Origin of the sequence: Catellatospora methionotrophica, assembly GCF_011297335.1 — a bacterium.
In the GTDB taxonomy this organism is placed as follows: Bacteria; Actinomycetota; Actinomycetes; order Mycobacteriales; family Micromonosporaceae; genus Catellatospora; species Catellatospora methionotrophica.
Genome location: NZ_JAAOTJ010000035.1, coordinates 1 through 26,564, shown reverse-complemented (window position 1 = coordinate 26,564; position 26,564 = coordinate 1). Strand labels below are relative to the sequence as shown.

Here is a 26,564-nt window from a genome sequence, read left to right as displayed (position 1 = left end):
GCCGTGGCGGCGCTCTCCGCCGCCATGGCCGTCACGTCGGCGGCCACCGCCGACTCGGCTTCGACCGTTCCCGCCGCGCTGCCCGTGGCGGCCGACCGTGGCATGGTCACCGAACTCGCCCGCACCCTGCGGGTCAGTCCTGATCAGGCACTGGCCCGGCTGGGCCGGGAGGCGGCGTTCGCCCGCACCGAGCAGAACCTGCGCCGCACCCTGGGCGACGGCTTCGGCGGCGCCTACCTCGACGACGACGCCTCGACCCTGACCGTGGCCCTGACCAGGACCGCCGACAGTTCGCGGGTACGCGCCGCCGGGGCCGTCCCGGTCACCGTCACCTACAGCGAGGCCCGGCTCGCCGACGGCGCGGCCCGCCTCGACCGCCGCGCGGCCGACGCCCCGCAGCAGGTGCCGGGTTGGTATCCGGACGTGCGCACCAACCGCGTCGTCGTGCTCTACCGCGACGGCGCGCTCGACGCGGCCCGCGCGTGGACGGCGGCCGTCGGCGTCGACCCGGCCGTCGTGCGGTTCGCGGCGAGCACCGAGCAGCCCCGGCCGCTGATCGACATCGTCGGCGGCAACGCGTACTACATCGGCAGCGGCACGCGCTGCTCGGTCGGGTTCGCGGTGACAGGCGGCTTCGTCACCGCCGGCCACTGCGGCACCACCGGCGCGACGACCACCCAGCCCAGCGGCACGTTCGCCGGGTCGAGCTTCCCCGGCAACGACTACGCCTGGGTGCGCACCGCCGCCGGGAACACCCCCCGAGCGCAGGTCAACCGCTATCCGGGCACCGTGCCGGTGGCCGGTTCGCAGGCCGCCGGGGTCGGCGCGTCGGTGTGCCGGTCCGGTTCCACGACCGGCTGGCACTGCGGCACGATCAACGCGCTCAACAGCTCGGTGACGTACCCGCAGGGCACCATCACCGGGCTGATCCGCACCAACGTCTGCGCCGAGCCCGGCGACTCGGGCGGCTCGCTGATCGCCGGTGACCAGGCGCAGGGCGTGACCTCCGGCGGCTCGGGCAACTGCAGTTCCGGCGGCACCACGTACTTCCAGCCGGTCAACGAGATCCTGCAGGCCTACGGCCTCACGCTGACCGTGAGCGGCGGGACCCCGCCGACGAACCCGCCGAGCCCGACCGCCGGGCCGACCGGTCCGCCGCCGGGCTGCGGTGGGCTGCCGGGCTGGAGCGCGACGACGGCGTACGCGCCCGGTGCGACCGTCGCCCACAACGGCCGCCGCTTCGAGTCGACCTGGTGGTCGACCGGCGCGGTGCCCGACGCGCCCGGCTCCTGGGCCGTCTGGGCCGACCGCGGCTCCTGCTGACGGACTACCGGGGCGGGCACCCGCTCGCCCGCCCCGGTCTGCTGTGGACGGTGCCCTGTCTCATCGCCATCGGCGCGGGAATACGATGAGACAGGCCATCCTCATGGAAAACGGCGTTTCGCCCACCGGAACGATTGCGCTCGGGGCGCGCGGGTAGAAGGCTGGCGGAACCGCGCGACACGCGGCTGCCGGACCACGGAGGGCGTTGGCGATGAAGGTGACCGACCTGCGGGCGAGCCGGGCGCTGCTCGGCGCGATCGCCGCCGGGCTGCTCATGACGGGGCTCATCGCGGTCAGCGCGACCTGGCTGGTGCGCCCGGACCTGCTCCCTGACGCCGGATCCTCCTGGTATGTCTGGCAGCGCCCCGAACGGTCCACCATGATCATGGCGGGCGTATGGGCGCTGTACGCCCTGCACCAGGTCGGCTTCTGGGCCCTGATCTGGTACGGCCAGCAGCGCGTACGCAGATACAGCGACCGCCTGCACGTGGTCAACGCCGTCGCGCTGGCCTTCAACCTGGTGTTCGTCCTGCTGCACTTCGCGCAGACCCAGCTCTGGTATGACGCCCTGGCCCAGGACGTGTCGATCTGGTCGTCGCAGTTCTCCGTCATCATCCTGCTGGTCTGGGTGCTGTTGATGGAGAACGACCGGCGCGGGCTGGCCTTCGGCAAAAAGGTCCCCACGCCCGGCGGCGTCGGTGTGCGCGCCTGGGCCCGCAAGTACCACGGCTACTACTTCGCCTGGGCGGCCGTCTACACGTTCTGGTACCACCCGATGGAGACCACGACCGGGCACCTGATCGGGTTCCTCTACATGTTCCTGATCCTGGTGCAGGGCAGCCTGTTCCTCACCCGCGCGCACGTGAACCGCTGGTGGACGGTGACCCTGGAGGTCATGGTGCTGTTCCACGGCGCGATCGTCGCCCTGAACAGCCCGAAGCAGCTGTGGTTCCAGTTCGGCTGGGGCTTCGCCACCATCTTCGTGATCACCCAGATGCACGGACTCGGCCTGGCCCGGTGGGTCAAGTGGCTGATCGGCCTGGCCTACGTCGGCTCGGTCGGCCTGGTGGTCTCTCAGCTCGGCATGGCGAAACTCGCCACCCTGCCCCGGGTGCCCGCCGCCGAGTACGTCGGCGTGTTCATCCTCGCCGCGATCTTCGCGCTCGGCCTGTGGATCGCCCGCCGGATCGGGTCACGCCGCACGCCCACCCCTGACCCGGTGCCCGCGACCCCGGCGGACGCGCCGGTGGGCGTCTGATCCCGGCTCCCGCGTACCGGCCGATCCGCAGTCGGTTACCAGACTCTGCCCGATTTGCGTCTTTACCAATCGAACATCCGATGTCACAGCGCGACACGGTTCGATACCGTTCCATGGGTTCGTCCGATGCGGTGTGGGCAGAGGAGTCATGGACAGTACGGTCGTCGCTGCACTGATCGGTGCCGCCGGCGCGGTGGTCGCCGCCCTGATCGGCCTGGTCGCGGTGCTGCTCGGCGCGCGCCGCGCCGGCCCCGGCGCCCCGCCGGACCAGCCCGTGCCTGTTCCGGGCGCGCCCGGCCGACCTGGTCGCGGTGGCGGTCAGCGCGGGCCGCGCCGCGCCTGGTGGCCGCCGAACCGGGTAACCGCCGTCGTCGCCCTGACCACCGTCGCGATCGTCGGTCTGGTCGTGCTCGTCGTGGTCGTCGTCGCCCCGCCGGGCGGCTGCCAGCAGGTCGTGCCACTGAGCATCGCGTCCTCCACCGAGAAGGACGAGCTGCTGCGCGAACTGGCCACCGCGTACGGCAGCGACGGCGAAGCCGTCGACGGCGTGTGCGCGAAGGTCACCGTCACCCCGGTCAGCTCCGGCGACGCCCTGGAAGGCCTGACCCAGGGCTGGGGCAGCACCGAACGCACCGAGCACCGGCCCGCGCCCGACGTGTGGACCCCGACGTCGAGCATGTGGGTCTCGCTGTACTTCGACCACCTCGGCAAGCCCGCCCCCGCCCCGTCCCCGATCACGCGCAGCCCCGTGGTGATCGCGCTGCCGAAGACGATCGCGCTGGCGCTGGGCTGGCCGGACAAGCCGATGAACTGGAAGGACCTGCGCGCGCTGGTCACCGATCCCGCCCCGTGGCTGACCTGGCCGGGGCTGCCCGCCGGGCAGCCGTTCACCATCGGCAAGGACAACCCGAAGTACTCCACCTCCGGGCTCGGCTCCACCGTCGCCGCGTACTACGCCGCCAACCAGGAGCTGAACGCCTCGCACGACATGGGGCGGGCCGTCGCCGACGAGAAGGTGACCAACTACGTACGCAGCCTGGAGTCCGGCGTCACCTACACCCACGACGTGATGGACCTGCTGGCCAACCTGGGCCACCACGACGCGCTCGGCGACGCGACGCGGTTCCTCAGCGGCATCGTCATGCAGGAGGAGCTGGTCTACCTCTACAACAGCCGCGACCGGGAGGTCTTCGGCACGTCGGTGCCCGACCGGCTCAACGAGCCGCTGTACACCTTCCTGCCCGGTGACGGCCTGCTCGACCTCGACCACCCGTACCTGGTGCTGTCCGACGACACCCGTACGCAGTCGGCCGCCGAGAGCTTCCGGCGCTTCCTGGTCGCCGATGAGCAGCAGGCCGCGTTCACCGGCCGCGGTTTTCGCGACCTGGCCACCGACCAGCTCGACCCGCGCGCCCAGCAGGTCATGAACGTGCCGACCGGCGCGCTGCCCCCGGCGATGGCCGCCCCGGACGGCGCGACGTTGGCGAAGATCCTCGCGCAGACCGACAAGCTGCGGCGCAAGGCACGGGTGCTGCTGGTGCTTGACGTGTCCGGCTCGATGGGCGACGTGCCACCCAGCGGCGAGCTGTCCAAACTGGCGCTGGTCAAGAACGCCGTGGTGGCGGCGCTGGACCAGCTCAACCCGTTCGACGAGGTCGGCCTGCTGGTGTTCTCCAGCAAGGGCAGCCAGACCGGTGGCCGGTCCTACACCGTCCTGCAGGAGACAGCCCCGCTCAAGGTGGTGAAACAGCGGCTCGTCGCCACGCTCACCAAGCCCGACGGCATCGTCGCCGATGGCGGCACCGCGCTCTACGACGCCGTCCGCACGGCCGTCGCCCGCATGTCGACGCCGCGCACCGCCGACTGGGTCAACGCCGTGGTCGTGCTGTCCGACGGCAAGGACACCGCCTCCCCCGCCGGGCAGGTCAAGGCCCTGGCCGGCCTGGCTACCGAGCTGCGGCAGAACGAGCTGAAGGTGCCGGTCTACACCATCGGGTACGGGCTGAACAACTCGCCGAACCCCGAGTGCGCCGCACCCGAGTCCGAGGACCCGGAGGCCAAGGAGGCCCGGCAGGCCCTGGTGGAGATCGCCTCGGCGACCCTGGGCGGCTGCTACAACGCCTCGGCGGACCGCCCCACCTACATCAACAAGGTGTTCGTCGACGTCTTCCGGCACTTCTGAGCCGGGCACCCGGCATACTCGACGGCAGGGGAGGTCGGCCGCCGGGACGGGAGCCGGGCATGCGCAGCCGGGAACACTCGCTGACCCCCGTCGCCGCGCTGGTGGCGGGGCTGCTGGCCGGGGTCGTGGGCACCGTCTGCATGGACGCGTTCCGCTACCTGGCCTACCGCCGGTCCGGGGGTGGGGACAGCCCGCTGGGCTGGGAGTTCGCGCCGGTCGAGGACTGGGCGCAGGCGCCCGACCCCGGGCAGGTCGTCAAACGCGTCGCCGAGGGCTTCACCCAGCGCGAACTGTCCGACCGCTGGGCTTTCCCGGCCAGCACCGCCGCGCACTGGGGTTACGGATCGAGCTGGGGCGCGCTGTACGGCATCGCGGCCGGTTCGCTGCACGACCCGCGCCCGCTGTACGGGCTGCCGTTCGGCGCGGCCGTGTGGGGCAGCGACTACGCCGTGCTGCCGCTGGCCGGGCTGTACAAGCCGATCTGGGAGTACGACGCGAAGACGCTCGCGACCGACCTGACCGGGCACCTGGTCTACGGCCTGGGCACCGGCACAGCGTTCTGGCTGATCACCAGATGGTGGTCGGGTGCGGCCCGCGAACGCCGCTGACCACGGTCCGCGCCGGGAGTGCGGTGCGATAGACGTCAGGAGGTCGGTGGCAGGACCGTGTCCAGGGTCGCGGCCCACTGGCGCAGCACGCGGGCGCGGCGGGCGGTGTCGTCGTGCAGCAGCTCGCCCAGGCCGAGGCCGCGAGCCAGGTCCAGGGTCGCCTGCACGGTCTCGCGGGCGCCGGGGGTCTGCTCGTCGACGCGCAGCAGCTCGACGGCCATGCCGTGCGCGGTGCGGCCGAGCGCCGCCTCCAGCGGGCGCACCTGCGCGCGCAGCGACGCGTCGACCGCCGCCGCCGTCCACACGTGCAGCGCGGCCCGGAACAGCGGCCCGCGATACAGGCCGACGAGCACGACGAGCACCTGCTCGGTGCGGCGCGGCCCGCTGCGCAGCCCGGCGACGGCCGTCTCGATCTCGGTGGCCCGCACCTCGGTCATGTACTCGATCAGGCCCGTGACCAGGTCCTCCCGGGTCGGGAAGTGGTGCTGGGCGGCGCCGCGCGACACGCCCGCCCGCTCGGCGACGACCGCGACCGTCGTGCCGGACCACCCCAGGTCCGCCATGGCCTGCACCGAGGCTTCCAGCAGCCGCTGCCGGGTGGCACGGCTGCGGTCCTGCTGCGGTTCACGGGCGGGGGTGGTCGGCACGGCGATCACGCTACCTGGGCTCAGTAGGACCGGGGCAGGCCCAGGCTGTGCTGGGCGACGAAGTTGAGGATCATCTCGCGGCTGACCGGGGCGATCCGCCCGAGCCGCGACGCGACCAGCAGCGTGGCCAGGCCGTACTCGGTGGCCAGGCCGTTGCCGCCGTGGGTCTGGACGGCCTGGTCGACCGTCTTCACGGTGGCCTCCCCGGCCGCGTACTTGGCCATGTTCGCCGCCTCGCCCGCCGCCTGGTCGTCGCCGCTGTCGTAGAGGTGGGCCGCCTCGCGGGTCATCAGCCGGGCCAGCTCGACCTCGATGTGGCAGGCCGCGAGCGGGTGGCTGATGGCCTGGTGCGCGCCGATCGGCTGCCCCCACACGTCGCGGGTCTTGGCGTACTCGACGGCCCGTGCCAGCGCGTACCGGGCCATGCCCAGCGCGAACGCCGAGGCCATGATGCGCTCCGGGTTCAGGCCGGCGAACAGCTGCAGCAGCCCCGCGTCGGCGCTGCCGACCAGCGCGTCGCCGGGCAGCCGTACGTCGTCGAGGAACAGGTTGTACTGCTTCTCCGGCGCGACGAGCTCCGTCGGGATGTGCTGGGCGGTGAAGCCGGGCGCGTCGGTCGGCACCACGAACAGCACCGGCTTGAGCCGCCCGGTGCGCTCGTCGGCGGTACGCCCTACGACCAGCACCGCCTCGGCCTCGTCGATGCCCGAGATGTAGGTCTTGCGGCCGGTCAGCAGCCAGCCGTCGCCGTCGCGGGTCGCGGTGGTGGTGAGCTTGTGCGAGTTCGATCCGGCGTCGGGTTCGGTGATCGCGAACGCGAAGATCTTCGTCCCGTCGGCCAGGCCGGGCAGCCAGCGCTGCTTCTGCTCCGGGGTGCCGAAGCGGGAGATCACCGTGGCGCAGATGGCCGGGGAGACGACCATCATCAGCAGCGGGCACCCGGCCGCGCCCAGTTCCTCGCATACCGCGGCCAGGTCGCCGATGCCGCCACCACCGCCGCCGTACTCCTCGGGCACGTGTACGCCCAGGTAGCCCAGGCGGCCGGCCTCCTGCCACAGCTCGGTGGTCTTCTCCCCCGCGCGGGTGCAGCGCAGGTAGTAGTCGTGGCCGTACTTTCCGGCCAGGTCGGACACGGCGCGGCGCAGGGCCTGGCGCTCGTCGCTCTCAAGGATCACGGTCGGGCCTCCGGCGGGGTGACGACCGCGAGCACCGCGCCGACCTCGACCTGGTGGCCGACGGCCACGGGCAGGTGGGTGACGGTGCCGTCGGTCGGGGCGGTGATCTCGTGCTGCATCTTCATGGCCTCCAGCCACAGCAGCGGCTGTCCGGCGGTGACCTGCTCGCCCTCGGCGACGGCGACGCGGATGACGGCTCCGGGCAGCGGCGCGAGCAGCGACCCGCTGGCGACCTGGACCTCGGCCTCCGGGAAGCGCTCGACCGGCCGCAGGCTGACCGGCCCGAGCACCGAGTCGACACAGACCAGGTCCGGGTACGCCGCGACCGTGAACGCGTGCCGCACGTTGCCGCGACCCAGCTCCACCCGTGTCGCCGTGACCTCACCGACGACCAGTCCGGGCTCCCCCTCGATCAGGAAACCGTCCCGGGTGCGCCGGTAGCCGACGTCGATCCGCCCGGACGCGGCCTGGTAGGCGCGGGTCTGCGGCGCGGAGGCGACATTGCGCCACCCGCTCGGCAGTCCGGTCACGACGGTCGCATCCGCGCGCTCGGCGGCCGACGCGGCCAGCGCCGCCGCGATCGCCGAAAGCCCCTGCGCGTCCTCGTCGGCCAGCGGCCGGGCCAGCATGTCCAGCCCGTGCTGCTCGAAGAACGCGGTGTTGATCCGCCCCGCCAGGAACGCCGGATGCCGCAACACGTTGACCAGCAGATCCCGATTCGTGACCAGCCCATGGATCCGCGCCTGCACCAGCGCCGCGGCCAGCGCCCGCGCCGCCTGCCCCCGCGTCGGCCCCCACACGATCACCTTCGCCAGCATCGGGTCGTAATACGGCGTGACCACGTCCCCACCGGCGAACCCACTGTCGAGCCGCACCACGACCGCGCCTTGCCCCGGCACGGCCGCGCCGAACTCTGACGTCGTGGTGGGGAGGGTGAACGTGTGGAGAGGGCCGGTCTGGGGGCGCCAGGTGTGGGCGGGGTCTTCGGCGTAGAGGCGGACCTCGATGGCGTGGCCGTGGACGGGGGGCGGGGTGGTCGGGAGGGCGGCGCCTTCGGCGATGTCGAGCTGGAGGGCGACCAGGTCGAGGCCGGTGACGAGTTCGGTGACGGGGTGTTCGACCTGGAGGCGGGTGTTCATCTCCAGGAAGTGGAAGGAGCCGTCGTCGGCGGCCAGGAACTCGACGGTGCCCGCGCCCCGGTAGGCGATCGCCGCCGCCGCCGCGGTGGCCGCGGTGTGCAGGCGGTCGCGCATCGCCGGGTCGACCATCGGCGACGGGGCCTCCTCGACGACCTTCTGGTGGCGGCGCTGGATCGAGCATTCGCGCTCGCCGAGAGCCCAGATGGTGCCGTGGGTGTCGGCCATGACCTGGACCTCGATGTGCCGCCCGGTGGCCAGGTACGGCTCGCAGAACACGGTCGGGTCGCCGAACGCGGCGGCCGCCTCGGCGCGGGCGGCCTCGACCTGGTCGGGCAGCTCGGCGAGGGTCCGCACGACGCGCATGCCCCGGCCGCCGCCGCCCGCCGACGTCTTGATCAGCACGGGCAGGTCGGCCTCGGTGACGGTCGCCGGGTCGAGTTCGGGCAGCACGGGCACGGACGCCGCGGCCATCAGCTTCTTCGACGCGATCTTCGAGCCCATCGCGTCGATGGCGTCCGGCGACGGCCCGACCCAGGTCAGCCCGGCGTCGATGACGGCCTGGGCGAACGCGGCGTTCTCGGACAGGAAGCCGTAGCCGGGGTGCACCGCGTCCGCGCCCGCCGCGAGCGCGGCCTCGATGATGAGGTCGGCGCGCAGGTAGGTGTCGGCGGCGGTGACGCCGGGCAGGCGTACCGCGATGTCGGCTTCGGTGGTGTGCAGGGCTCGGGCGTCGGCGTCGGAGTACACGGCGACGGTGGTGATGCCGCGTTCGCGGCAGGTGCGGAACACGCGGCGGGCGATCTCGCCCCGGTTGGCGACCAGCAGTCGGGAGATCATCTGTTCACATCCGGAAGACGCCGTAGGGACCCGGGCCGGGGTCGGGTGCCGATTGGACCGCGCTCAGGCACAGACCGAGCACCGTGCGGGTGTCGCGGGGGTCGATGACGCCGTCGTCGTAGCCGAGCCCGGACAGGACCATGGGCAGCGACTCGGCCTCTATCTGGTTCTCGACCATGGTGCGTACGACCTGGTCGGCATCCTCGTCGTAGGGCCGCCCGGCCGCGGCGGCGGACTGCCGCGCGACGATCGACAGCACGCCCGCGAGCTGCGCGCCGCCCATCACGGCCGACTTCGACGACGGCCACGCGAACAGGAAGCGCGGGTCGTACGCCCGCCCGCACATGCCGTAGTGCCCCGCGCCGTAGGACGCCCCGATCAGCACCGAGATGTGCGGCACCGTGCTGTTGGACACCGCGTTGATCATCATCGCGCCGTGTTTGATGATGCCGCCCTGCTCGTAGTCCTTGCCGACCATGTAGCCGGTCGTGTTGTGCAGGAACAGCAGCGGGGTGCGGGTCTGGTTGGCGAGCTGGATGAACTGGGCTGCCTTCTGCGACTCGGCGCTGAACAGCACACCGCGCGCGTTGGCCAGGATGCCGACCGGGAACCCGTGCACGCTGGCCCAGCCGGTGGCCAGGCTCGCCCCGTACTCCGGCTTGAACTCCTCGAAGTCGGAGCCGTCGGCGACGCGGGCGATCACCTCGCGCGGGTCGAACGGGGTGCGCAGGTCCGGCGGCACGATGCCGAGCAGCTCCTCGGCGTCGAACAGCGGCTCGGCGGCGTGCGGCGACGGGGCCGCGCCGAGCTTGCGCCAGCGCAGCGACGCGACGATGCGCCGCCCCATGCCGATGGCCTGCACCTCGTCGTCGGCCAGGTAGTCGGCCAGGCCCGAGACGCGGGCGTGCATGGCCGCACCGCCCAGCGACTCCTCGTCGGCGTCCTCGCCGGTGGCCATCTTGACCAGCGGCGGCCCGGCCAGGAACACCTGCGACCGCTCTTTGATCATGACGACGTGGTCGCTCATGCCCGGCACGTACGCCCCGCCCGCGGTGGAGTTGCCGAACACCAGCGTCACGGTCGGGATGCCCGCCGCGGACAGCCTGGTCAGGTCGCGGAACAGCCGGCCGCCGGGGATGAAGATGTCCTTCTGGCTCTGCAGGTCGGCCCCGCCCGACTCGACCAGGTTCACCAGCGGCAGCCGGTTCTGGCGCGCGATGTCCATCGCGCGCAGGGTCTTGCGCAAGGTGTACGGATTGGACGCGCCCCCGCGCACCGTCGGATCATTCGCGATGATCATGCATTCGGTGTTCGCGACGACCCCGATCGCGGTGACCACACTCGCCCCGACCGGGTAGTCCGTGCCGTACGCCGCCAGCGCGGACAGCTCCAGCAGCGGCGAGTCCCGGTCCACCAGCAGCTCGATCCGCTCGCGGGGCAGCAGCTTGCCCCGGTCGTGATGCCGCTTGACGTACTTGGCCCCGCCCCCGCCCAGCGCCTTGGCGTGCTCGGCATCGAGCACGGCGAGCTTGTCCAGCAGCGCGTCCCGGTTGCCCGCGTACGCCGACGCTCCGGTGTCCAGGGTGGATCTCAGGATCACAGCAGTTCCTCCGGGATGTCGACATACCGCGAGCGCAGCCACTCGCCCAGCCCCTTGCCCTGCGGGTCGAACCGGGTGCCCGCCGAGACGCCGTCGCCGAGCAGCCCGTCGACGGTGAAGTTCAGCGCCCGCAGGTTCGGCAGCACGTGCCGGACGACCGGCAAGCCGGCCGCCTCGGGCAGCAGCTCCACCAGCGTGTCCACGGTCAGCGTCGCCGCCAGCCACGCGTACGCCGCGTCGCCGCGCGCCCATACCCCGATGTTGGCGCTGCCGCCCTTGTCCCCGCTGCGCGCCCCGACGACCAGCCCCAGCGGCCCACGCCGCGTCGGCCCGCTCCCGGTCCACGCCGGAACCGTGTCGTGCAGTGGCTGCACGCCCTCGTCTCGCCCGCTGAACGGCTCGACGGCATGCTCGGTGCCGTCGGGCAGCACCACCGTGTGCGGGACCAGTTCGGCTTTGACGGCCGCCGCGGTGAACACCCCGAACGGGGTCGCCTCGCCGGGCGGGGCGAGCAGCGTGAAGCCGGGATAGCTGGACAGGGCCAGCTCGACGGCGGCCCCGCTGAACGCGCGCCCGGCCACAGCCGGGTCGGTGTCCTTGACGGTGGCGTGCAGCAGCGCGCTGGCCTCCTCCTGCCCGTCGGCGTCGGGATGGTCGGTGCGGGCCAGCCGCCACACCAGCTCGGCGGGCGGGCGCCGCTTCAGCGAGGCATCGAGCTGCTCGCGGGCCAGCGCGGCCTTCGCCGCGACGTCGAGGCCGGTGATCAGGAACGTCACGTCGTTGCGGAACCCGCCGAGGGAGTTCAGCCCGACCTTCAGCGTCGGCGGCGGCGCTTCACCGCGTACCCCGCTGATGCGCACCCGGTCGGGCCCGTCGTCGGCGAGCGCGACGGTGTCGAGTCGGGTGACGACGTCGGGGCCGAGGTAGCGCGGACCGTCCACCTCGTACAGCAGCTGGGCGGTGACCGTGCCGACGTTCACGACGCCACCGGTGCCGGGGTGTTTGGTGATGACGCTGCCGCCGTCGGCGTACACCTCGGCGATCGGGAATCCGGGCAGGCCGATGGCGTGCTCGGTGAAGAACGCGTAGTTGCCGCCGGTGGCCTGCGCCCCGCACTCGATCACGTGCCCGGCGGCGACGGCCCCGGCGAGGGCGTCGAAGTCGTCGCGCGCCCAGCCGAAGTGGGCGGCGGCGGGTCCGACGACCAGCGACGCGTCGGTTACCCGCCCGGTCACCACGAGGTCGGCCCCCTCCCGCAGCGCGTGCGCGATGCCCCATGCCCCGAGGTACGCGTTCGCCGCCAGCGGTGTGCCGAGGCCCAGCTCGTCGGCGCGGGCGAGCAGGTCGTCCCCGGTCACGTACGCGATACGCGGGCTCAGCCCGAGCCGCCCGGCCAGCGCGCCGAGCGCCTGCGCGAGCCCCGCCGGGTTGAGCCCGCCCGCGTTAGTGACGATCCGGACGCCCCGGTCCAGCGCGGTGCCGAGGCACTGCTCCAGCTGCCGCAGGAACGTCTTGGCGTAGCCGGTGGACGGGTCCTTCATCCGGTCCCGGGCCAGGATGAGCATGGTCAGCTCGGCGAGGTAGTCGCCGGTCAGCACGTCGACCGGGCCGCCTTCGAGCATCTCCCGCATCGCCGAGGCCCGGTCGCCGTAGAACCCGGACATGTTCGCGATCCGCAGCGGCGCGCTCATGCCCGCGCCTGCCCTGCGGCCGTGGTTCGCCTGCTCATGCGGCGGCCCCTGGGGCGAACTGGCCGGGAGCGCGGCCGACGCCGGGCGGCCCCGCGAAGGCCTGCGCGATGTCCAGCCAGCGGTCGGCGTCGGCGCCCTCCGCGCGCAGAGCGAGGTCGGCGCGGTGCCTGCGCTGGGTGACCAGCAGGCAGAAGTCGAGCGCGGGGCCGGTGACGTGCTGAGCGGCGTCCGCCGGTCCCCAGCTCCACTCGTCGCCGTCCGGGCCGGTCAGGCAGACGTGGAACGGCGCGATCGGCGCGTCGAGACCGTGGGCGGCGTACGCGAAGTCGCGGGCGCGTACGCCGATGTGGGCGACGTGGCGCAGCCGCCCGGTGGGTGTCCGGGTCACGCCGAAGGTGTCGGCGAGGTCCTGGCCGTGCGCCCAGGTCTCCATGATCCGGGCGGTGGCCATGGACGCGGCGCTCATCGGCGGCCCGTACCAGGGCAGCCGGGTGCCGGGCGGGACGGCGGCGAGCGCGGCCCGCAGCGCGGTGCGGGTCTGCCGCCAGCGGTCGAGCAGTTGCTCGGGCGGGAGCACGGCGAGCTGCTGCGCCCCGGCGTCGACGAACCGCAATGGGTCCGGCGAGTTCGCGATCTCCTCCAGCGCGCCGGCGAACCCCGCCGGGTCGGTGGCGGCGAGCAGGGAGCGCTCGTCGGTCCACAGCAGGTGGCCGATCTGGTGGGCGACGGTCCAGCCCGCAGCGGGCGTGGGGGTGGCCCACTGCCCGGGTGCGAGGTCGGCGACGAGCCGGTCGGCGTCGGCGCTCTCGGCGTCGAGATCAGCCAGCAGCGCCTCTAGTTCGGCCATCAGGGGTGCTCCCTCCCAGTCGGCTCCACCCTTCCTCCGGGCCACAAAAAAGTCAAGCGTGCTTGATTTTATTCGACGGAGTCGTCTGCGGTCCGCCGAACGCACGACCGGATCAGAGGGGTCTCAGGTAACGCCAGTGCCCGTCCTCGCGCAGGAACCGGCTGTGCTCCTCCAGCGCGCCCGGCCGGCCGCCGTCGCGGTAGTGGGCCCGGAACAGCACCGTGCCCTCGGTGTCGAACATGCTCCCCCGGTCCGTGGCCAGCACCTCCAGCCCGGTGTAGCGCGGGCCGGTGTCCAGTTCCAGCTCCCGCGGCCGGGTGCTGGAATGCCACGTGCGCAGCAGGTACGCGGCATCGCCGAGCGCGAACGCGCTGTACCGCGAGCGCATCAGCTGCTCGGCGGTCGGCGCCTCACCGCCCTGGTGCCAGCGCCCACAGCACTGCTCGTACGGCTGCCCCGTCCCGCACGGGCAGGCGGTGGGCTGCGGATCGGGCTTCCTGCGTGCTCGTGCCATGGTCTCCATGGTGGCTCATCGACCTGTCGACCTCGCACGAGACACCCTCCGGACCTGTTCGATCCGGCGAGCAGGCCGCCCTCGACCTGCTCGGTCGGCTCAGCGGCCGTAGCGCAGCAGCGCGACGGCGAGGCAGATCAGCGCGACGGTGGTCGCCACGGTGCGGACGTGGTTCCACCGCGACCACCTGGCCTCGTCGAACGCGGCCCGCAGCCCGGCCAGGTCAGCGATCCCGTCCGGGTCGCCGGCGGCCTTGATCGCGTTGTTCATCGGCACGTTGACGGCGACCGTGACGACGAAGGCCACCAGGTACAGCACGAGCGCCGCGACGGTCCAGGCCAGCGCGGAACCGCCCGCCCCCAGCAGGAGCAGCGCCGATGCGGCAGTGAACACGAGCGCGCCGAGGAAGCCGCCGAGCATGAACCACGGGTTGATGATCGCCCGGTCGAGCGCCTGGAACGCACCGACGAACGTCCGGTCGTCAGTGCGGCGCAGACCTGGCATGACGGTGTGGGAGTAGAGCCCGAACACGCCTGCCATGATCCCCATCGTCACCGTCGCCGCGATCGGCACGACCATCCTGATGATGTCCACATCGCCCCCTTGGTGGCCGCCTGGCCGCCGCGATCCTATGCCGGGCGGGAAATCGGCGCTGTCGCGGCGGCGCGGCTCGACTGGGCGAGAATCCGGTCGGGGACTGCGGGAAGATCTAGCCGGGGTTAGGGTGGGTCAGCCCGCCGCTCCGGGTGCTTGGACCACACATCGGGGAGGCGGTCTGTCATGTCCGGGTACGACGTTCTGGTGCTCGGCGGCGTCGGTGTGGACACCATCGTGCAGGTGCCGGAGCTGGCGGTGCCGCCGGGCGACTTCCTGCCGGTGGCGCCGATCCGCGACTACGTCGCGCACTCCGGCAACGGCGTCGCACTGGGTTTCCACGCCCTGGGCCTGCGCACCAAGCTGATCGACTTCCTCGGCGAGGACATGCTCGGCGCGCTGGTGCTGGCCCGATACGCCGAACTGGGCCTGGATTTCAGCCATGTCACCGCCCCGAACGGCACGCCGCGCGCCGTGAACCTGGTCGACAAGGCGGGCCGCCGGTTCTCGTTCTTCGACGGCCGCCACCCGCACGACCTGGTGCTGCCGCAGGACTTCTACCTGCCGTACCTGCGGCGCGCCCGGCACGCCCACGTCGCCGGGTTCCGGGCCGCCGGAGCGTTCGCCGACGCCCGGGAGCTGGGCGTCACCACCTCCACCGACCTGCACGCGTGGGACGGCGAACTCGACTGGGTATGGCCGCTGGCCCGCGCCGCCGACCTGGTGTTCTTCAGCGCCGAGGCGGCTCCCGAGCGCGTCGACGAGACCATGCTCGCGGTGCTGTCCAGCGGCCGGGCGCAGGTGGTCGTGGCGACCGCGGGCGCGGCGGGGTGCCGCGTCGCGACCCGGGACTCCCCCGAGGTGCGGCGGTTTCCGGCGGTCTCCCCCGAGCGGCCCGTGATCGACAGCAACGGCGCGGGCGACGGATTCAGCACCGCGTTCATGAGCCGCTGGCTGACCGGCCGCCCGATCGAGGAGTGCGTGCTGGCCGGATCGGTGTCCGGCGCGTTCGCGTGCGGCGCGGCCGGGACGCACGAGGAGCTGATCACCGCCGACCAGCTCGCCGCGGCCGTGGCGCGCGCCGCCTGAGTCGCGGGCAGCCTGCGTGCCTCGACCGGCGATGGGCCACCCCGGCGCGGAGCGGCCCATCGCATGATCAGGCGGGGAAGTCCGTGGACACCGTGACGTCGGCCCACTTCTCCGTCTCGGCGGCGCGGGCGGCCGAGGACTCCCGTGCCCGCTTCAGCGCGTCGGAGCCGAGCAGCAGCCGCAGCGGCGGGTCGTCGGACCCCGCGATGTCGATGACCGCCTTCGCCGCGCGAACCGGGTCGCCGGGTTCGACATACTGCTCCCGGAATTTGATCATCGCGCCTACCGACGCCTCGTAGTCCGGGCCGACCGGGGCCGCCAGCTGCGCCGCGCCACCGCTCCATTTGGTGCGGAACCCGCCCGGCTCCACGATGGTGACCTTCACCCCGAACGGCCTGACCTCGTTGGCCAGCACCTCCGAGTAGCCCTCCACGGCGAACTTCGCGGTCTGGTATGCCCCGAGCCCCGGCGTGCCGCCGACCCGCCCGCCGATGGACGAGTACTGGATGACGTGCCCGTGCCGTTGCCCGCGCAGCACCGGCAGCGCGGCCCTGGTGACGTTCACGACGCCGTACAGATTGGTCTCGATCTGGGCCCGGAAGTCGGCGTCGGGCGTCTCCTCCAGCGACCCGGACACCGCGTAGCCCGCGTTGTTGACGACGACGTCGAGCGTGCCGAACGCGTCCACGGCGGCCTGCACCGCGGCGCGGGCCGCGTCGGGGTCGGTGACGTCGAGCGCCACCGCCCGGACCTGCTCGCCGTACTTGTGTACCAGTTCGTCGAGGGTTTCGGGCCGCCGCGCGGTGGCCACCACGTTGTCACCGTGCTCCAGCACCGCCTTGGCCAGCTCGTATCCGAGCCCGCTGGACGTTCCGGTGATCAGCCAGTTCTTCGCCATGAGTCCCCCCTGTTGCTCCTGCTGTGCTGCGGTCAGCGTGGGACCGACGCGTCCACCCAGGACGGCACCAGGCCGACCAGGATCTCGATCAGCTCCTCGCGCGGGCACGGCGCGGCGGCGGTGAGCCGGTCCACGATCGCGGCCGCCAGGCCGTGGCCGAGGAACACGGCGGTCGTCGCCAGCTCGCCGGGCGGGCGTGTCGGTGCGAACCGCAGGCGCTGGAAGTAGTACGCGATGTTGTCGGCGAGCTGCCGCCCGAACCGCGCCGTCGCGGCCCCGCCCTCTGCCGAGCCGAACACGGCCAGCAGCTCACCGCGCTGGCTGTCCACCTGGTCGACGATGTGCCCGAGCACGATCCGGGACGCGTCGCGGCCGGTGGCCCGGCCGACCAGCCGGACCTGGACGTCCTGCTCGGAGATGGCCCGCAGGGCCTGCTCCAGCACGTACACGGCCAGGCTGCCGGTGGTGTCGAAGTGCGCGTAGAAGGAGGACCGGTTCAGCCCGGCCTCCGCGACGATCGCGCTGACCGACACCGGCGCTCCCGGCTGACGGCCCGCGACGGCGGTGAACGCCTCAGCGAGCCTGGCCCGGGTGCGTACGGCCCGGGGATCACGGCTGTGCGTGCCCCCCTGCCCGGTCCTGACCTCGCTTCCCACCAGGCCAGCGTAGCGAGCCTCAGGGCTACTTCGCCAACAAATGTCGGAGAAGGCTGGCCCTAGGATGGCCAGGTGGACAAGCGCACACTGGGCACCAGCGGCCTGGCGGTCTCCGCCCTCGGCCTCGGCTGCATGGGCATGAGCCAGAGCTACGGCCCGAACCCCGGCGACCGGCACGAGATGATCGCGCTGATCCGCGCCGCCGTGGAGCGCGGGGTCACCTTCTTCGACACCGCCGAGGTGTACGGCCCGTTCGTCAACGAGGAACTGGTCGGCGAGGCTCTGGAACCGTTCCGGGGCGAGGTGGTCATCGCCACCAAGTTCGGCTTCGCGTTCGACGGTGACGGTCGCCAGACCGGGCTGTCCAGCCGCCCCGAGCACATCGAGCAGGTGGCCGAGGCGTGCCTGCGGCGGCTGCGGGTCGACGCGATCGACCTCTTCTACCAGCACCGCGTCGATCCGGATGTGCCGATCGAGGACGTCGCCGGAGCCGTCGGCGAGCTGATCCGGGCAGGCAAGGTCAAGCACTTCGGGCTGTCCGAGGCGAGCGCGCAGACGATCCGGCGTGCCCACGCGGTCCAGCCGGTCACCGCGCTGCAGAGCGAGTACTCGCTGTGGACCCGTGGCCCGGAGGCCGAGATCCTGCCCACGCTGGCGGAACTGGGCATCGGCTTCGTGCCGTTCAGCCCGCTGGGCAAGGGCTTCCTGACCGGCGCGATCGACCAGAACACCACGTTCACCAGCGCCGACATCCGCGCCGGGATCCCGCGCTTCACCGAGGAGAACCGCAAGGCCAACCAGGCCCTGGTCGACCTGCTGGCAACGATCGCCGCAGCCAGGGGCGCGACGTCCGCGCAGATCGCGCTGGCGTGGCTGCTCGCGCGGCAGCCCTGGATCGTGCCGATCCCCGGCACCCGCCGGGTCGATCGGCTCGCCGAGAACCTGGGCGCGGCCGACATCCTGCTGACCCCCGCCGACCTGGCCGAGATCGAGCGGGCGACCGCGCAGATCGAGGTCGCCGGGGAGCGCTACCCCGAGCACATGGAACGTATGACAGGCCTGTGAGCCCGGGAAGCCGACCGGCGAGTTCACGCTCCACACACGGCGGGCAGGTCAAGAACCTGACCGGGCAAGCCACACTTCCGAATGAAGAAGGTTTGCCCGATATCGACATTATGTGCATTCTCGGAATAGATTTCCGGCATGGCTAACGAGATGCAGCTCCGCAAATTGGACAAGGCCTTCGGCCACCTCGACAACGACCGCAGCGGCTTCGTCGAGCAGCAGGACCTCACCAATCTCGGCCTGCGCCTGCTGGCGGAGTTCGGGGCCGCGCACGACGCGCCCAAAGCGCAGCGCATCGCCGAGGACTTCTCCACGTTCTGGCAGGAACTGGCCAAGGCGCTCGACGTGAACGACGACCAGAAGCTCAGCCCGCAGGAGTGGCGTCAGGGGTTCACCTCGGCGTTCGTACACGGCGACGCCTTCGACCGCAGTTTCCGGCCCGGCGCGCTGGCGGTGCTGCACCTGGCCGACACCGACGACGACGGCCGGGTCAGCCGGGACGAGTTCGCGACCATGCAGCGCGCCTTCGGCACCCCGGTCGGCGAGATCAACCTCGCCTTCGACAAGCTCGACGCCGACGAGGACGGCTACCTCACCATCGAGGAGCTGATGGTCGGCGTACGCCAGTTCTACATCGGAGCGGACGAGACCGCCCCCGGCAACTGGTTCTTCGGCCGGGTCTGACCGCGACCACACGTCAGGGCCTGCCCCGGCCACCTCGCCCCGGCAGGCCCTGACGTCGTCACGTGCATGATCAGACCTGGTCGAGCAGCAGGCCGCTCGGGCCGTAGCCGATCTTCCAGTCCTCGTAGACGCCGATCTCCTGGCAGGACTCGCAGCGCAGCGCGACGTACACCCAGCGGACGTCGTCGGACTCGCCGTCCTCATACAGCGAGAAGCCCGCCGCCGCGGCGAACTCCTCGTGCCCACAGGTGCAGGCGCAGACCTCGATCTCCTCGTCGTCGTCCCAGAACTCGGCGCTGTCGGCGATGAACCCGTGCGTTCCACACGACACGCAGGTCCGGCGCACCGAACCCTCGTCCTCGGCCATGACCGCGACCTTGAACGACCGGCCGCCGCACTGCCTGCACACGCAGCCGCGCACCTCGTGCACCGGGTGGGCGTCCTCCTCCGGCAGCAGCAGGAACTCCGACAGCTCCTCGTACGCGGTCTCGTGTGCCATCGCGGCGGATCCGGTCATGTCGTGCCTCCCTGAGCGGTGAACACGCCGGCCGCGCCCACCGCGTGGATCATGCCCGTGCCGTCCGACGGAACACCGGGCGGGTTCCACACGGGGCGGTCAGGCAACGCGCCCCGGTTCGCCCGCGTAGGCGCGCTCGACCGGGCTGCCGCCGGTCAGGAGCCTTCTGACATGGTGGTCCGGTGCTGATCTACAAGATCTTGCTGCCGTCCGAGTGGGCGGCGCTCGAGCAGGCCGGGCAGTTCGACGGTTCGCCGTTCGACCACGCGTCCGGGTTCGTCCACCTCTCGTCGCGCGATCAGGTCGCCGCCACCGCGCTGCGGGTGTTCGGCGGCGAGCCGGAACTCGTCGTGGTCGCCGTCGACCCGCGGGCGGTCACGGAGACGCTGCGCTGGGAGGAGTCCCGCGACCGGGGCGTCTTCCCCCACGTGTACGGGCCGCTGCTGCGCAGCGCCGTCGTCGCGGTGTACCGCGTCGCCGGGGCGGCCGCCGTGGACGAGGCCCTGCCGCGCTAGCCGGCTACGGGAGGCGGGAGTCGGCGTCGTCGTACTGCCGCGCAAGATCGTCCGGGGCGCGCATGCGCCACGCGTCGGTGACGAGTTCGGTGAGCCGGGCGACGTCGACGCGGGGCAGCCGCAGCATCACCAGCGGGAAGCCGTCGTAGCCGGGCGTGGTGAAGAACAGGTCGGGCTCGCCGAGCAGCAGGGCCTGCTTCTCCGCCTCGTCGCCGACGTACAGCACGGCCACGTCGGTGCGGATGACGCGCGGCCGGCCGGGTCGGCGCTCGGGGTAGGACCAGACGAAACCCTTGTTCGCGACCCGGAAGTCGAAGCCCTCGCTGTCGATCTCGGCCACCTCGGGCAGGGCGAGTGCCAGCCGGCGTACGTCGTCGGCGTCAGCCACCGGTGCGCCCTGCTGTCTGCATACGCACAGGTTAGCCGGGTTCAGCGCAGCGTGCGGTCCAGGGTGTAGCGGCGCTGCAGCAGCATCGCTACGACCATCAGCACCGCCGGGACGACGCCGAAGCCGAGCCGGATCATCGTGTGCGCGGTCTCGGACTGCACCACGTCGGTGCCCGCGCTGCTGGCCACGAAGCCGCCGATGGTCAGGCAGGCCGCGTACACGTACGGGCCGAGCGCGCCGCCGGTGGCCTCCGCTGCGGTCCACACGCCGGTGTAGGTCCCCGCGCGGGTGGTGCCGTCGGCGCCGCTCGCACGGATCACGTCCGGCATCATCGAGAACGGCAGCAGCTGCATCGCCGCGAACGCGATGCCGAGCACCGCGACCGCCCCGATCAGCGCGGGCAGTCCCACGGCGCTGCCGAAGGCGAGCACGACCGACCCGGCCACGAACGCGCCCTGGGCGATGAGCAGGCCGGGCTGCTTGCCGATGCGGCGGGCGACGACGACCCAGACCGGGGTGGCCAGCAGTGCCGGGGCGACGAACGCGGCGACCAGCACGGTGGTCAGGCCGGGGCGGCCGAGTTCGTATTCGGCGTAGTAGGGCACGGCGGCCAGCACCAGGTGACTGGTGGTGGACATGGCGAGGTAGGAGCCGACGAGCCAGCGGAACTGCGGGTCGCGCAGGGCGACCAGCAGGGTCCGCAGACCGGCCTTGCCGTGAACGGTGGTCGCCGGGCTCGGCGCGAGCGCGGTCAGCCGCCGCACCCCGCCGATCCCGATCAGCATGGTGACCAGCATCGACGCACCGAGAACCAGACCCATCAGCGCGTATCCGGACCGGGTCGGGTCCCCCTTGCCCGCGATCATCGGCGCGAGCACCCCGCTGAGCAGGATGCCGACGGTCAGCACGACCATCCGGAAGCCCATCAGGCGGGTGCGCTCGTGGTAGCCGATGGACAGGTCGGCGGGCGTGGACAGGTAGGGCACCTGGTACGCGGCGAACAGCAGGTTGCCCGCGATGAAGGCGACGGCGACCCAGGCGGCGGCGGAGTTGCCGAGCAGCCCGCCGGGCACCAGGAACAGGGCGGCGAAGGCCAGCGGCAGGCCGCAGCCCAGCATCATGAGGCGGCGGCGGTGGCCACGGCGGGCCAGGTCGGCGTCGGAGAGGTGGCCGACCCACGGGTGCAGCAGCACGTCGGCGATCTTGGGCAGCAGCAGCACGAACCCGGCGACCAGCGGCGAGACGGCGAGCACGTCGGTGAGGAAGTAGAGCAGCAGCAGGCCCGGTACGGTGACCCAGGTGCCCATGCCCAGTGACCCGCTCGCGAAGGCCAGCATGCCGCCGCGGGGTAGCCGCGCCGCCTCGTCCATACCCTCTCCTCGCCCGTCCGCGGGTGTAATCCAACGCTTGCTGGATAGTAGGGCACGATGGAGCGCATGACTACACCCCGACGGGGACCGGGCCGCCCCCGGCGCGCGGACCAGCGCACCACGCCCGAGGTGATCGTCGAGGCGGCGGCGGGGCTGTTCGCCCGGCGCGGCTTCGACGCCGTCGGCATGCGCGAGGTCGCGGCCGCGTGCGGCGTGGACGTCGCCACCGTGCACCACCACGTCGGCACCAAGGCGGCGCTGTACGAGTGCTGCTTCGCGCGCGTGTTCGCGGCCGAGAGCGAGGCGCTGACCAGGGCCGTCGCCACCGCTCGGGCCGGGCTCGCCGACGGGCCCGGCCCGGCCATGGCCGCGCTGCACGAGCTGGTCGACGTGTTCATCGACTTCCTGGAGGACCGGCCCGAGGTCACCGGCCTCTGGCTGCGCCGGTGGCTGGAACCGGACCGGCACGCTGAACTGGACGCCCGCTACAGCGAGCCGCTGTACCACGCGGTCGAGCAGGTGCTGGCCGAGGCCGACGCCGCCGGGGTGCTCAGCGAACCCCAGCCGCACCTGGCCGTACGCAGCCTGGTCTGGTCCGTGCACGCCCACGTCGTCGGCCTGCTCTCGGGCGCGAACGGGGCCCGCCAGCGCCGCGAGTTCCGCACCTTCGCCCACCGCTGGCTCGACCGCATGTACCCGCCGCCCGCCTGACCGCTTGACGCGGGGACCCTGTCCGACGCAATATCCAACGGACGTTGGATATTGGGGAGGGTACGTATGACGCCACGTGTCGCCGTGATCGGCGCCGGGCCGGCCGGGCTGGCCACGCTCAAGGCGCTGGCCGACAGGGGCGTGCCCGCCCTCGCCTTCGACGCCGCGGCGCAGGTCGGCGGCCTGTGGGTGTACGGCGCACCGCACTCCTCGGCGTACCGCACGCTGCACCTGAACACCTCGCGCACCCGCACCGAGTTCGCCGACCTGCCCATGCCCGCCGACTGGCCCGACTACCCCGACCACAGCCGCATCGCGGGCTACCTGCACGACTACGCGACGCGCTTCGGCCTGCTCGACGCGGTACGCCTGCGGCACACGGTCACCGAGGTGGTCCGCGTCGGCGACGGCTGGCGGGTCACCGCGCTCGGCCCCGACGGCACCACCACCGTGCACGTCGAGGCGGTGGTGGTCGCCAACGGCCACAACAGCCGCCCGAAGCTGCCCTCCCCCGCCTACCCCGGCGAGCTCGGCGTCGCGCAGCTGCACAGCCACGACTACCGCGGGCCCGAGCAGCTCGCCGGGCGGCGGGTGCTGGTCGTCGGCGGCGGCAACTCGGCCATGGACATCGCCGTCGACGCCTCCCACGTCGCCCCGCGCACCCTGCTGTCGCTGCGCCGCGGCGTCTGGATCGTGCCCAAGCACCTGCTCGGCAAGCCGTCGGACACCCTCAACGGGGCGCTGGCCAAGCGCCTGCCGTGGCGGCTGCGCCAGCGCATCAGCCAGACCATGCTGCGCTTCGCGGTCGGCAAGCCCGCGTCCTACGGCCTGCCCGCCCCCGAGCACGGCTTCCTGCAGGACCACCCGACCCTGTCGGACTCCCTGCTGTCCCGCATCACCCACGGCGAGATCACCGTCCGGCCCGCGATCGAGCGCTTCGACGGCGACCGCGTCCACTTCACCGACGGCACCGCCGACGAGATCGACCTGGTCGTCTGGTGCACCGGGTACGACATCGACCTGCCGTTCCTCGACCCGGCACTGCTCGGCGACGGCGCGGACCGGCTGCCGCTGTTCCGGCACGTGTTCCACCAGCAGGCGGCCGGGCTGATGTTCGTCGGCCTGATGCAGTCCACCGGCTCCGCCCTGCCCGTCGTCGAGGCCCAGGCCCGCCTGGCCGCCGCCCACCTGGCCGGGCAGTACGCGCTGCCCGACGCCACGGCCCAGGCCGCCGACATCGCCGCCGAGCACCGCGCCGCCCGCGACCGCTGGGCCGAGCGCCGCCCCGCGATGCGCATCGACTTCGACGCCTACCTCGCGCTCGCCGCGAAGGAACTGACCGACGGGGCCGCCCGCGCCCGGAGAGGCCAGGGCGTCACCTGGACCGCCAGAGCGAGCGTCAGCGGCGACCACAGGGAGACAGCCCGATGAGGACCCTCGACGGCCAGCGCGTCATCGTCACCGGCGCGAACGGCACCTTCGGCCGCCTGCTGTGCGCACGGCTGGAACTCGCCGGAGCCCGCGTGGTCGGCCTCGACCTGCGCGCCGACACCGTCGGCACGACCCCCGTCATCGCCTGCGACCTGACCGACGGCGGCGCGGTGCCGGGCGCGGTCACGCAGGCCGTGGACACCCTCGGCGGGCTCGACCTGCTGATCAACAATGCCGGGGTCGGCGGCCCCGCGCCCGCCGAGCTGCCGCCCGGCGACGCCGCCCGCAGGCAGCTGGAAGTCAACCTGATCGCGGCCTGGCACACCACCGCCGCCGCGGTGCCCGCGCTGGAGCGCAGCCGGGGCCGCGTCGTGTTCGTGTCCAGCCGGATGGCCCTGCTGCCGCTGCCGCTGGCCGCCGCCTACGGCGTCAGCAAGCGCGCCCTCGTGGCGTACGCCGACGCGCTGCGCCTGGAGGTCGGCTCCCACATCGGCGTGAGCGTGGTCTACCCGAGCATGGTCGCGTCCCCGATCCACGACGCCTCCGCCGAGGCGGGACTGTCCCTGCAGGGCGTCTCCCGGTACGAGCCCGCCGACGGCGTGGTCGCCGCGATCCTCGGCGCGGCCACCGCCCGCAAGGCCCCCCGCGACGTGGCGACCACCGGACGTGGCCGCGTCGAGCTGTTCCTGGCCCGCCACCTGCCCTCGCTCGCCGCCGCGATCGTGCGCCGCACCATCACCGCCCGGCTCGCCGCCGGTGACCTGGACCAGGCCCCGCTGGCCGCGGGCATGCGCCGACGCGCGGGCCGCTGACCCCGACACTGTCACCGCCGGAGGACGTCGACGTGGCCAGGTCCGGGTCCGCGTTGATGATCGCCGTCTCGGGTCATGATCTGCGGTCAGACCGCAGGATGTGACCTGAAACGACGATCATCGCCTCCGGTAGCCGGCGGCGACCTGGCCGGGGGTCGCGCCCGTCGCGGTCTGCCACTCGCCGTTCACCCCGCCCCCGACGACGAACTTGTCCATGGCCGCCCAGTCAAGGCTGGCACCTGAGTTTGCCGTCCAGCCGGGGCCGGGCCGCGCCCTCGACCTCGGTGCAGATGCCGAAGACGCGGGCGTGGCCGGTCCAGCCGTTGACCCGGCCACGGTTGTTGCTGATCTGCACCCGCCCGCCCGTGGCGTCCACCGCCGACACCAGGTGCAGGTAGACCGCGCCCGCGACGCGGACCAGCACGATGTCGCCGGCCTGGACCGCCGCCGGGTCCACCGGCGCGACGGTGACCAGGTCACGGCTGCGGATCAGCGGGGCCATCGAGTTGCCGGTGGGCCGGAACCGCACGGTCGCGCCGGCGGCGACCCGGGTGGCGACGCTGTCGAGCATTCCCATGCGCGACAGGATGCCCGGCCGGGTCCGCCGGGGCCACCGATTTGCATGGCGGCGCGAGCCATGCGCATCCATCGAAATGTGTGCCCGTCGCGGCTGGAGGCGGGCCCGAACCGCGCCTACGGTGACGCCACCCCCTGTCACCGGAAGGAGTCGGTCATGTCACCACGTGTCCGCGCCGCCGCCGCGGCCGCCGCCGCGCTGCTGGTCGTCCTCGGATCGGCCGCACCCGCCACCGCCGCGACGCCGTACACGGTGCCGCCCGTCGCCGGCACCCTGAAGCCCTACAACATCTCCAGCGTGTACGTCGCCGGCGTCTCCTCCGGCGGATACATGGCGACCCAGCTGCACGTGGCCTACTCGGGCCGGATCAAAGGCGCGGCCGTGTTCGCCGCCGGGCCCTACTACTGCGCGCAGTACAACGCGAGCCGCGCGCTCAACGCGTGCGGCGACAACCTCTGGTCGACGCAGCTGAGCAGCCTCAAGTCGTACACGTCGCTGTGGTCGGGCTACGGCTGGATCGACCCGCCGTCACAGCTGTCCGGCGACCCCGTGTACGTCTTCCACGGCGACAACGACAGCACCGTCAAGAAGTCGGTCACCGACGACCTGGTCAGCTACTACCAGCACTTCGGTGCGAGCGTTTCCTACAACGCGGCCAGCTCCGCCGGGCACGCCTGGGTCACCCCGTACGGCACCGGCGGCTGCACGGCCACCGCGTCGCCGTTCCTCAACGACTGCGGCACCGACCCGCAGAACGCCATGTTCGCCAAGCTCTACGGCTCGGTCAGCGCCCGCAACACCGGCCCGCTCACCGGCTCGCTGATCCGCTTCGACCAGAACACGTTCGCGGTCAACGGCTTCGCGGCCGGGCTGAGCATGGGCGCCAGCGGCTTCGCGTACGTGCCGAGCGGTTGCGCGTCCGGCCAGAGCTGCCGCCTGCTGGTCGCCCTGCACGGCTGCGCCCAGGGCTACAACGCCGTCGGCACCGCCTTCGTCGACCGCGCCAACCTCAACCAGTACGCCGACACCAACAAGACCGTCGTCCTCTACCCCCAAGCCACCGCCTCCGCCGTGAACCCTTACGGCTGCTGGGACTGGTGGGGCTACCTCGGCTACACCAACTACCCCATCAAAGGCGGCCCCCAACTCGAATCCCTCATGAACATGATCCGCCGCCTCGCCCCCTGACCCACCCTCCCCCTCCTCGCGCAACTCTTAAAAAGTCGCGGCCTCCAGGCGGTCTGGAGGGCGCGACTTTTTAAGAGGGTGTCTGGTTCGGGTTGGTGTTGGTTTGTGATCGGCGGGGTGAGTGTCGGGCGTGAAGGTCCCACACATTTGTGGTGGGGGCTGGTAGGACCGCGTGTCGTGACGTCTTCGCGGCGGGCCCGGCCCTATCCTTCCGATCTGTCTGATGAGCGTTGGGCGCTGATCGAGCC

At 72.5% G+C, this 26,564-nt stretch carries 26 protein-coding genes; 12 read left to right on the top strand and 14 right to left on the bottom strand.

Annotation, left to right across the window (positions count from 1 at the left end; all coding sequences use genetic code 11):
• Positions 1 to 3: 3 nt before the first annotated feature.
• From HAV40_RS36255 to HAV40_RS36240, 4 genes are all read left to right on the top strand, one after another.
• Positions 4 to 1,323: an alpha-lytic protease prodomain-containing protein gene (locus HAV40_RS36255; protein WP_239086430.1), complete on the top strand. Its 1,320-nt coding sequence runs from the start codon at positions 4 to 6 to the stop codon at positions 1,321 to 1,323.
• 211 nt (positions 1,324 to 1,534) lie between these two features.
• Positions 1,535 to 2,581, top strand: coding sequence for a hypothetical protein (locus tag HAV40_RS36250; RefSeq protein ID WP_203671498.1), 1,047 nt, complete (start codon positions 1,535 to 1,537; stop codon positions 2,579 to 2,581).
• A 148-nt stretch (positions 2,582 to 2,729) separates the two neighbouring features.
• Positions 2,730 to 4,763 (top strand): vWA domain-containing protein, encoded by a 2,034-nt coding sequence (locus HAV40_RS36245; RefSeq protein ID WP_166388830.1) that lies wholly within the window; start codon positions 2,730 to 2,732, stop codon positions 4,761 to 4,763.
• A gap of 59 nt (positions 4,764 to 4,822) precedes the next feature.
• On the top strand, positions 4,823 to 5,371 hold the full coding sequence (locus HAV40_RS36240; RefSeq protein WP_166388829.1) for a DUF1440 domain-containing protein: 549 nt from the start codon (positions 4,823 to 4,825) through the stop codon (positions 5,369 to 5,371).
• Positions 5,372 to 5,406: 35 nt separating this feature from the next.
• Here HAV40_RS36240 and HAV40_RS36235 read toward each other — a convergent pair whose 3' ends face one another.
• The 8 genes from HAV40_RS36235 to HAV40_RS36205 form a co-directional block, all read right to left on the bottom strand.
• Positions 5,407 to 6,018: a TetR/AcrR family transcriptional regulator gene (locus HAV40_RS36235; RefSeq protein ID WP_166388828.1), complete on the bottom strand. Its 612-nt coding sequence runs from the start codon at positions 6,016 to 6,018 to the stop codon at positions 5,407 to 5,409.
• Between the two features lie 20 nt (positions 6,019 to 6,038).
• Positions 6,039 to 7,193 carry an acyl-CoA dehydrogenase family protein gene (locus tag HAV40_RS36230; RefSeq protein WP_166388809.1) on the bottom strand — a complete coding sequence of 385 codons (1,155 nt, stop codon included), beginning with the start codon at positions 7,191 to 7,193 and terminating at the stop codon, positions 6,039 to 6,041.
• Positions 7,190 to 9,169 carry an acetyl/propionyl/methylcrotonyl-CoA carboxylase subunit alpha gene (locus tag HAV40_RS36225; protein WP_166388827.1) on the bottom strand — a complete coding sequence of 660 codons (1,980 nt, stop codon included), beginning with the start codon at positions 9,167 to 9,169 and terminating at the stop codon, positions 7,190 to 7,192. Before HAV40_RS36225 ends, HAV40_RS36230 begins: the two co-directional genes overlap by 4 nt.
• Positions 9,170 to 9,173: 4 nt before the next feature.
• A complete protein-coding gene (locus HAV40_RS36220) occupies positions 9,174 to 10,769 on the bottom strand; it encodes an acyl-CoA carboxylase subunit beta (RefSeq protein WP_203671501.1) in 1,596 nt (531 codons plus the stop codon).
• Positions 10,766 to 12,460 (bottom strand): acyclic terpene utilization AtuA family protein, encoded by a 1,695-nt coding sequence (locus HAV40_RS38205; protein ID WP_203671503.1) that lies wholly within the window; start codon positions 12,458 to 12,460, stop codon positions 10,766 to 10,768. The genes HAV40_RS36220 and HAV40_RS38205 overlap by 4 nt, the downstream gene beginning before the upstream one ends.
• A 34-nt stretch (positions 12,461 to 12,494) precedes the next feature.
• On the bottom strand, positions 12,495 to 13,307 hold the full coding sequence (locus tag HAV40_RS36215) for a TIGR03084 family metal-binding protein (RefSeq protein WP_166388825.1): 813 nt from the start codon (positions 13,305 to 13,307) through the stop codon (positions 12,495 to 12,497).
• Positions 13,308 to 13,419: 112 nt separating this feature from the next.
• Positions 13,420 to 13,821 carry a YchJ family protein gene (locus HAV40_RS36210; protein ID WP_166388824.1) on the bottom strand — a complete coding sequence of 134 codons (402 nt, stop codon included), beginning with the start codon at positions 13,819 to 13,821 and terminating at the stop codon, positions 13,420 to 13,422.
• A 99-nt stretch (positions 13,822 to 13,920) separates the two neighbouring features.
• The gene (locus tag HAV40_RS36205) at positions 13,921 to 14,415 is read right to left on the bottom strand and encodes an anthrone oxygenase family protein (RefSeq protein WP_239086434.1); all 495 of its coding nucleotides are present in this window, start codon (positions 14,413 to 14,415) and stop codon (positions 13,921 to 13,923) included.
• A 186-nt stretch (positions 14,416 to 14,601) separates the two neighbouring features.
• On the opposite strand from HAV40_RS36205, the gene HAV40_RS36200 reads away from it, so the two are divergent.
• Positions 14,602 to 15,504 (top strand): carbohydrate kinase family protein, encoded by a 903-nt coding sequence (locus HAV40_RS36200; protein ID WP_166388823.1) that lies wholly within the window; start codon positions 14,602 to 14,604, stop codon positions 15,502 to 15,504.
• Between the two features lie 67 nt (positions 15,505 to 15,571).
• Here the strand turns inward: HAV40_RS36200 and HAV40_RS36195 are convergent, their stop codons facing one another.
• Both HAV40_RS36195 and HAV40_RS36190 read right to left on the bottom strand, forming a co-directional pair.
• Positions 15,572 to 16,402, bottom strand: a complete 831-nt coding sequence (locus HAV40_RS36195; protein ID WP_166388822.1) for an oxidoreductase — start codon at positions 16,400 to 16,402, stop codon at positions 15,572 to 15,574.
• A gap of 32 nt (positions 16,403 to 16,434) precedes the next feature.
• On the bottom strand, positions 16,435 to 17,058 hold the full coding sequence (locus HAV40_RS36190) for a TetR/AcrR family transcriptional regulator (RefSeq protein ID WP_166388821.1): 624 nt from the start codon (positions 17,056 to 17,058) through the stop codon (positions 16,435 to 16,437).
• 72 nt (positions 17,059 to 17,130) lie between these two features.
• On the opposite strand from HAV40_RS36190, the gene HAV40_RS36185 reads away from it, so the two are divergent.
• Together HAV40_RS36185 and HAV40_RS36180 are read left to right on the top strand one after the other, a co-directional pair.
• Positions 17,131 to 18,123: an aldo/keto reductase gene (locus tag HAV40_RS36185; RefSeq protein ID WP_166388820.1), complete on the top strand. Its 993-nt coding sequence runs from the start codon at positions 17,131 to 17,133 to the stop codon at positions 18,121 to 18,123.
• 138 nt (positions 18,124 to 18,261) lie between these two features.
• The gene (locus HAV40_RS36180) at positions 18,262 to 18,807 is read left to right on the top strand and encodes an EF-hand domain-containing protein (protein ID WP_166388819.1); all 546 of its coding nucleotides are present in this window, start codon (positions 18,262 to 18,264) and stop codon (positions 18,805 to 18,807) included.
• 70 nt (positions 18,808 to 18,877) lie between these two features.
• Here HAV40_RS36180 and HAV40_RS36175 read toward each other — a convergent pair whose 3' ends face one another.
• Entirely contained in the window at positions 18,878 to 19,324 is a 447-nt protein-coding gene (locus HAV40_RS36175) for a hypothetical protein (protein WP_166388818.1), read from the bottom strand.
• A 182-nt stretch (positions 19,325 to 19,506) separates the two neighbouring features.
• On the opposite strand from HAV40_RS36175, the gene HAV40_RS36170 reads away from it, so the two are divergent.
• Positions 19,507 to 19,839 carry a DUF952 domain-containing protein gene (locus HAV40_RS36170; RefSeq protein ID WP_166388817.1) on the top strand — a complete coding sequence of 111 codons (333 nt, stop codon included), beginning with the start codon at positions 19,507 to 19,509 and terminating at the stop codon, positions 19,837 to 19,839.
• A 4-nt stretch (positions 19,840 to 19,843) separates the two neighbouring features.
• Here HAV40_RS36170 and HAV40_RS36165 read toward each other — a convergent pair whose 3' ends face one another.
• Together HAV40_RS36165 and HAV40_RS36160 are read right to left on the bottom strand one after the other, a co-directional pair.
• Positions 19,844 to 20,227, bottom strand: a complete 384-nt coding sequence (locus tag HAV40_RS36165) for an MmcQ/YjbR family DNA-binding protein (RefSeq protein ID WP_166388816.1) — start codon at positions 20,225 to 20,227, stop codon at positions 19,844 to 19,846.
• 41 nt (positions 20,228 to 20,268) lie between these two features.
• Positions 20,269 to 21,597, bottom strand: a complete 1,329-nt coding sequence (locus tag HAV40_RS36160) for an MFS transporter (RefSeq protein ID WP_166388815.1) — start codon at positions 21,595 to 21,597, stop codon at positions 20,269 to 20,271.
• 66 nt (positions 21,598 to 21,663) lie between these two features.
• On the opposite strand from HAV40_RS36160, the gene HAV40_RS36155 reads away from it, so the two are divergent.
• The 3 genes from HAV40_RS36155 to HAV40_RS36145 all read left to right on the top strand — a co-directional run bounded on the left by HAV40_RS36155 (position 21,664) and on the right by HAV40_RS36145 (position 24,551).
• Complete coding sequence (locus HAV40_RS36155) at positions 21,664 to 22,308, top strand: TetR/AcrR family transcriptional regulator (RefSeq protein WP_166388814.1); 645 nt, start codon at positions 21,664 to 21,666, stop codon at positions 22,306 to 22,308.
• Positions 22,309 to 22,374: 66 nt separating this feature from the next.
• The gene (locus tag HAV40_RS36150; RefSeq protein ID WP_166388813.1) at positions 22,375 to 23,739 is read left to right on the top strand and encodes a flavin-containing monooxygenase; all 1,365 of its coding nucleotides are present in this window, start codon (positions 22,375 to 22,377) and stop codon (positions 23,737 to 23,739) included.
• Positions 23,736 to 24,551 carry an SDR family NAD(P)-dependent oxidoreductase gene (locus HAV40_RS36145; protein ID WP_166388812.1) on the top strand — a complete coding sequence of 272 codons (816 nt, stop codon included), beginning with the start codon at positions 23,736 to 23,738 and terminating at the stop codon, positions 24,549 to 24,551. The genes HAV40_RS36150 and HAV40_RS36145 overlap by 4 nt, the downstream gene beginning before the upstream one ends.
• A gap of 226 nt (positions 24,552 to 24,777) precedes the next feature.
• Here the strand turns inward: HAV40_RS36145 and HAV40_RS36140 are convergent, their stop codons facing one another.
• Complete coding sequence (locus HAV40_RS36140; RefSeq protein ID WP_166388811.1) at positions 24,778 to 25,128, bottom strand: S24 family peptidase; 351 nt, start codon at positions 25,126 to 25,128, stop codon at positions 24,778 to 24,780.
• 156 nt (positions 25,129 to 25,284) lie between these two features.
• Between HAV40_RS36140 and HAV40_RS36135 the strand changes: the two genes are divergently transcribed.
• The gene (locus HAV40_RS36135; RefSeq protein WP_166388810.1) at positions 25,285 to 26,316 is read left to right on the top strand and encodes an extracellular catalytic domain type 2 short-chain-length polyhydroxyalkanoate depolymerase; all 1,032 of its coding nucleotides are present in this window, start codon (positions 25,285 to 25,287) and stop codon (positions 26,314 to 26,316) included.
• The last annotated feature ends 248 nt before the right edge of the window (positions 26,317 to 26,564 follow it).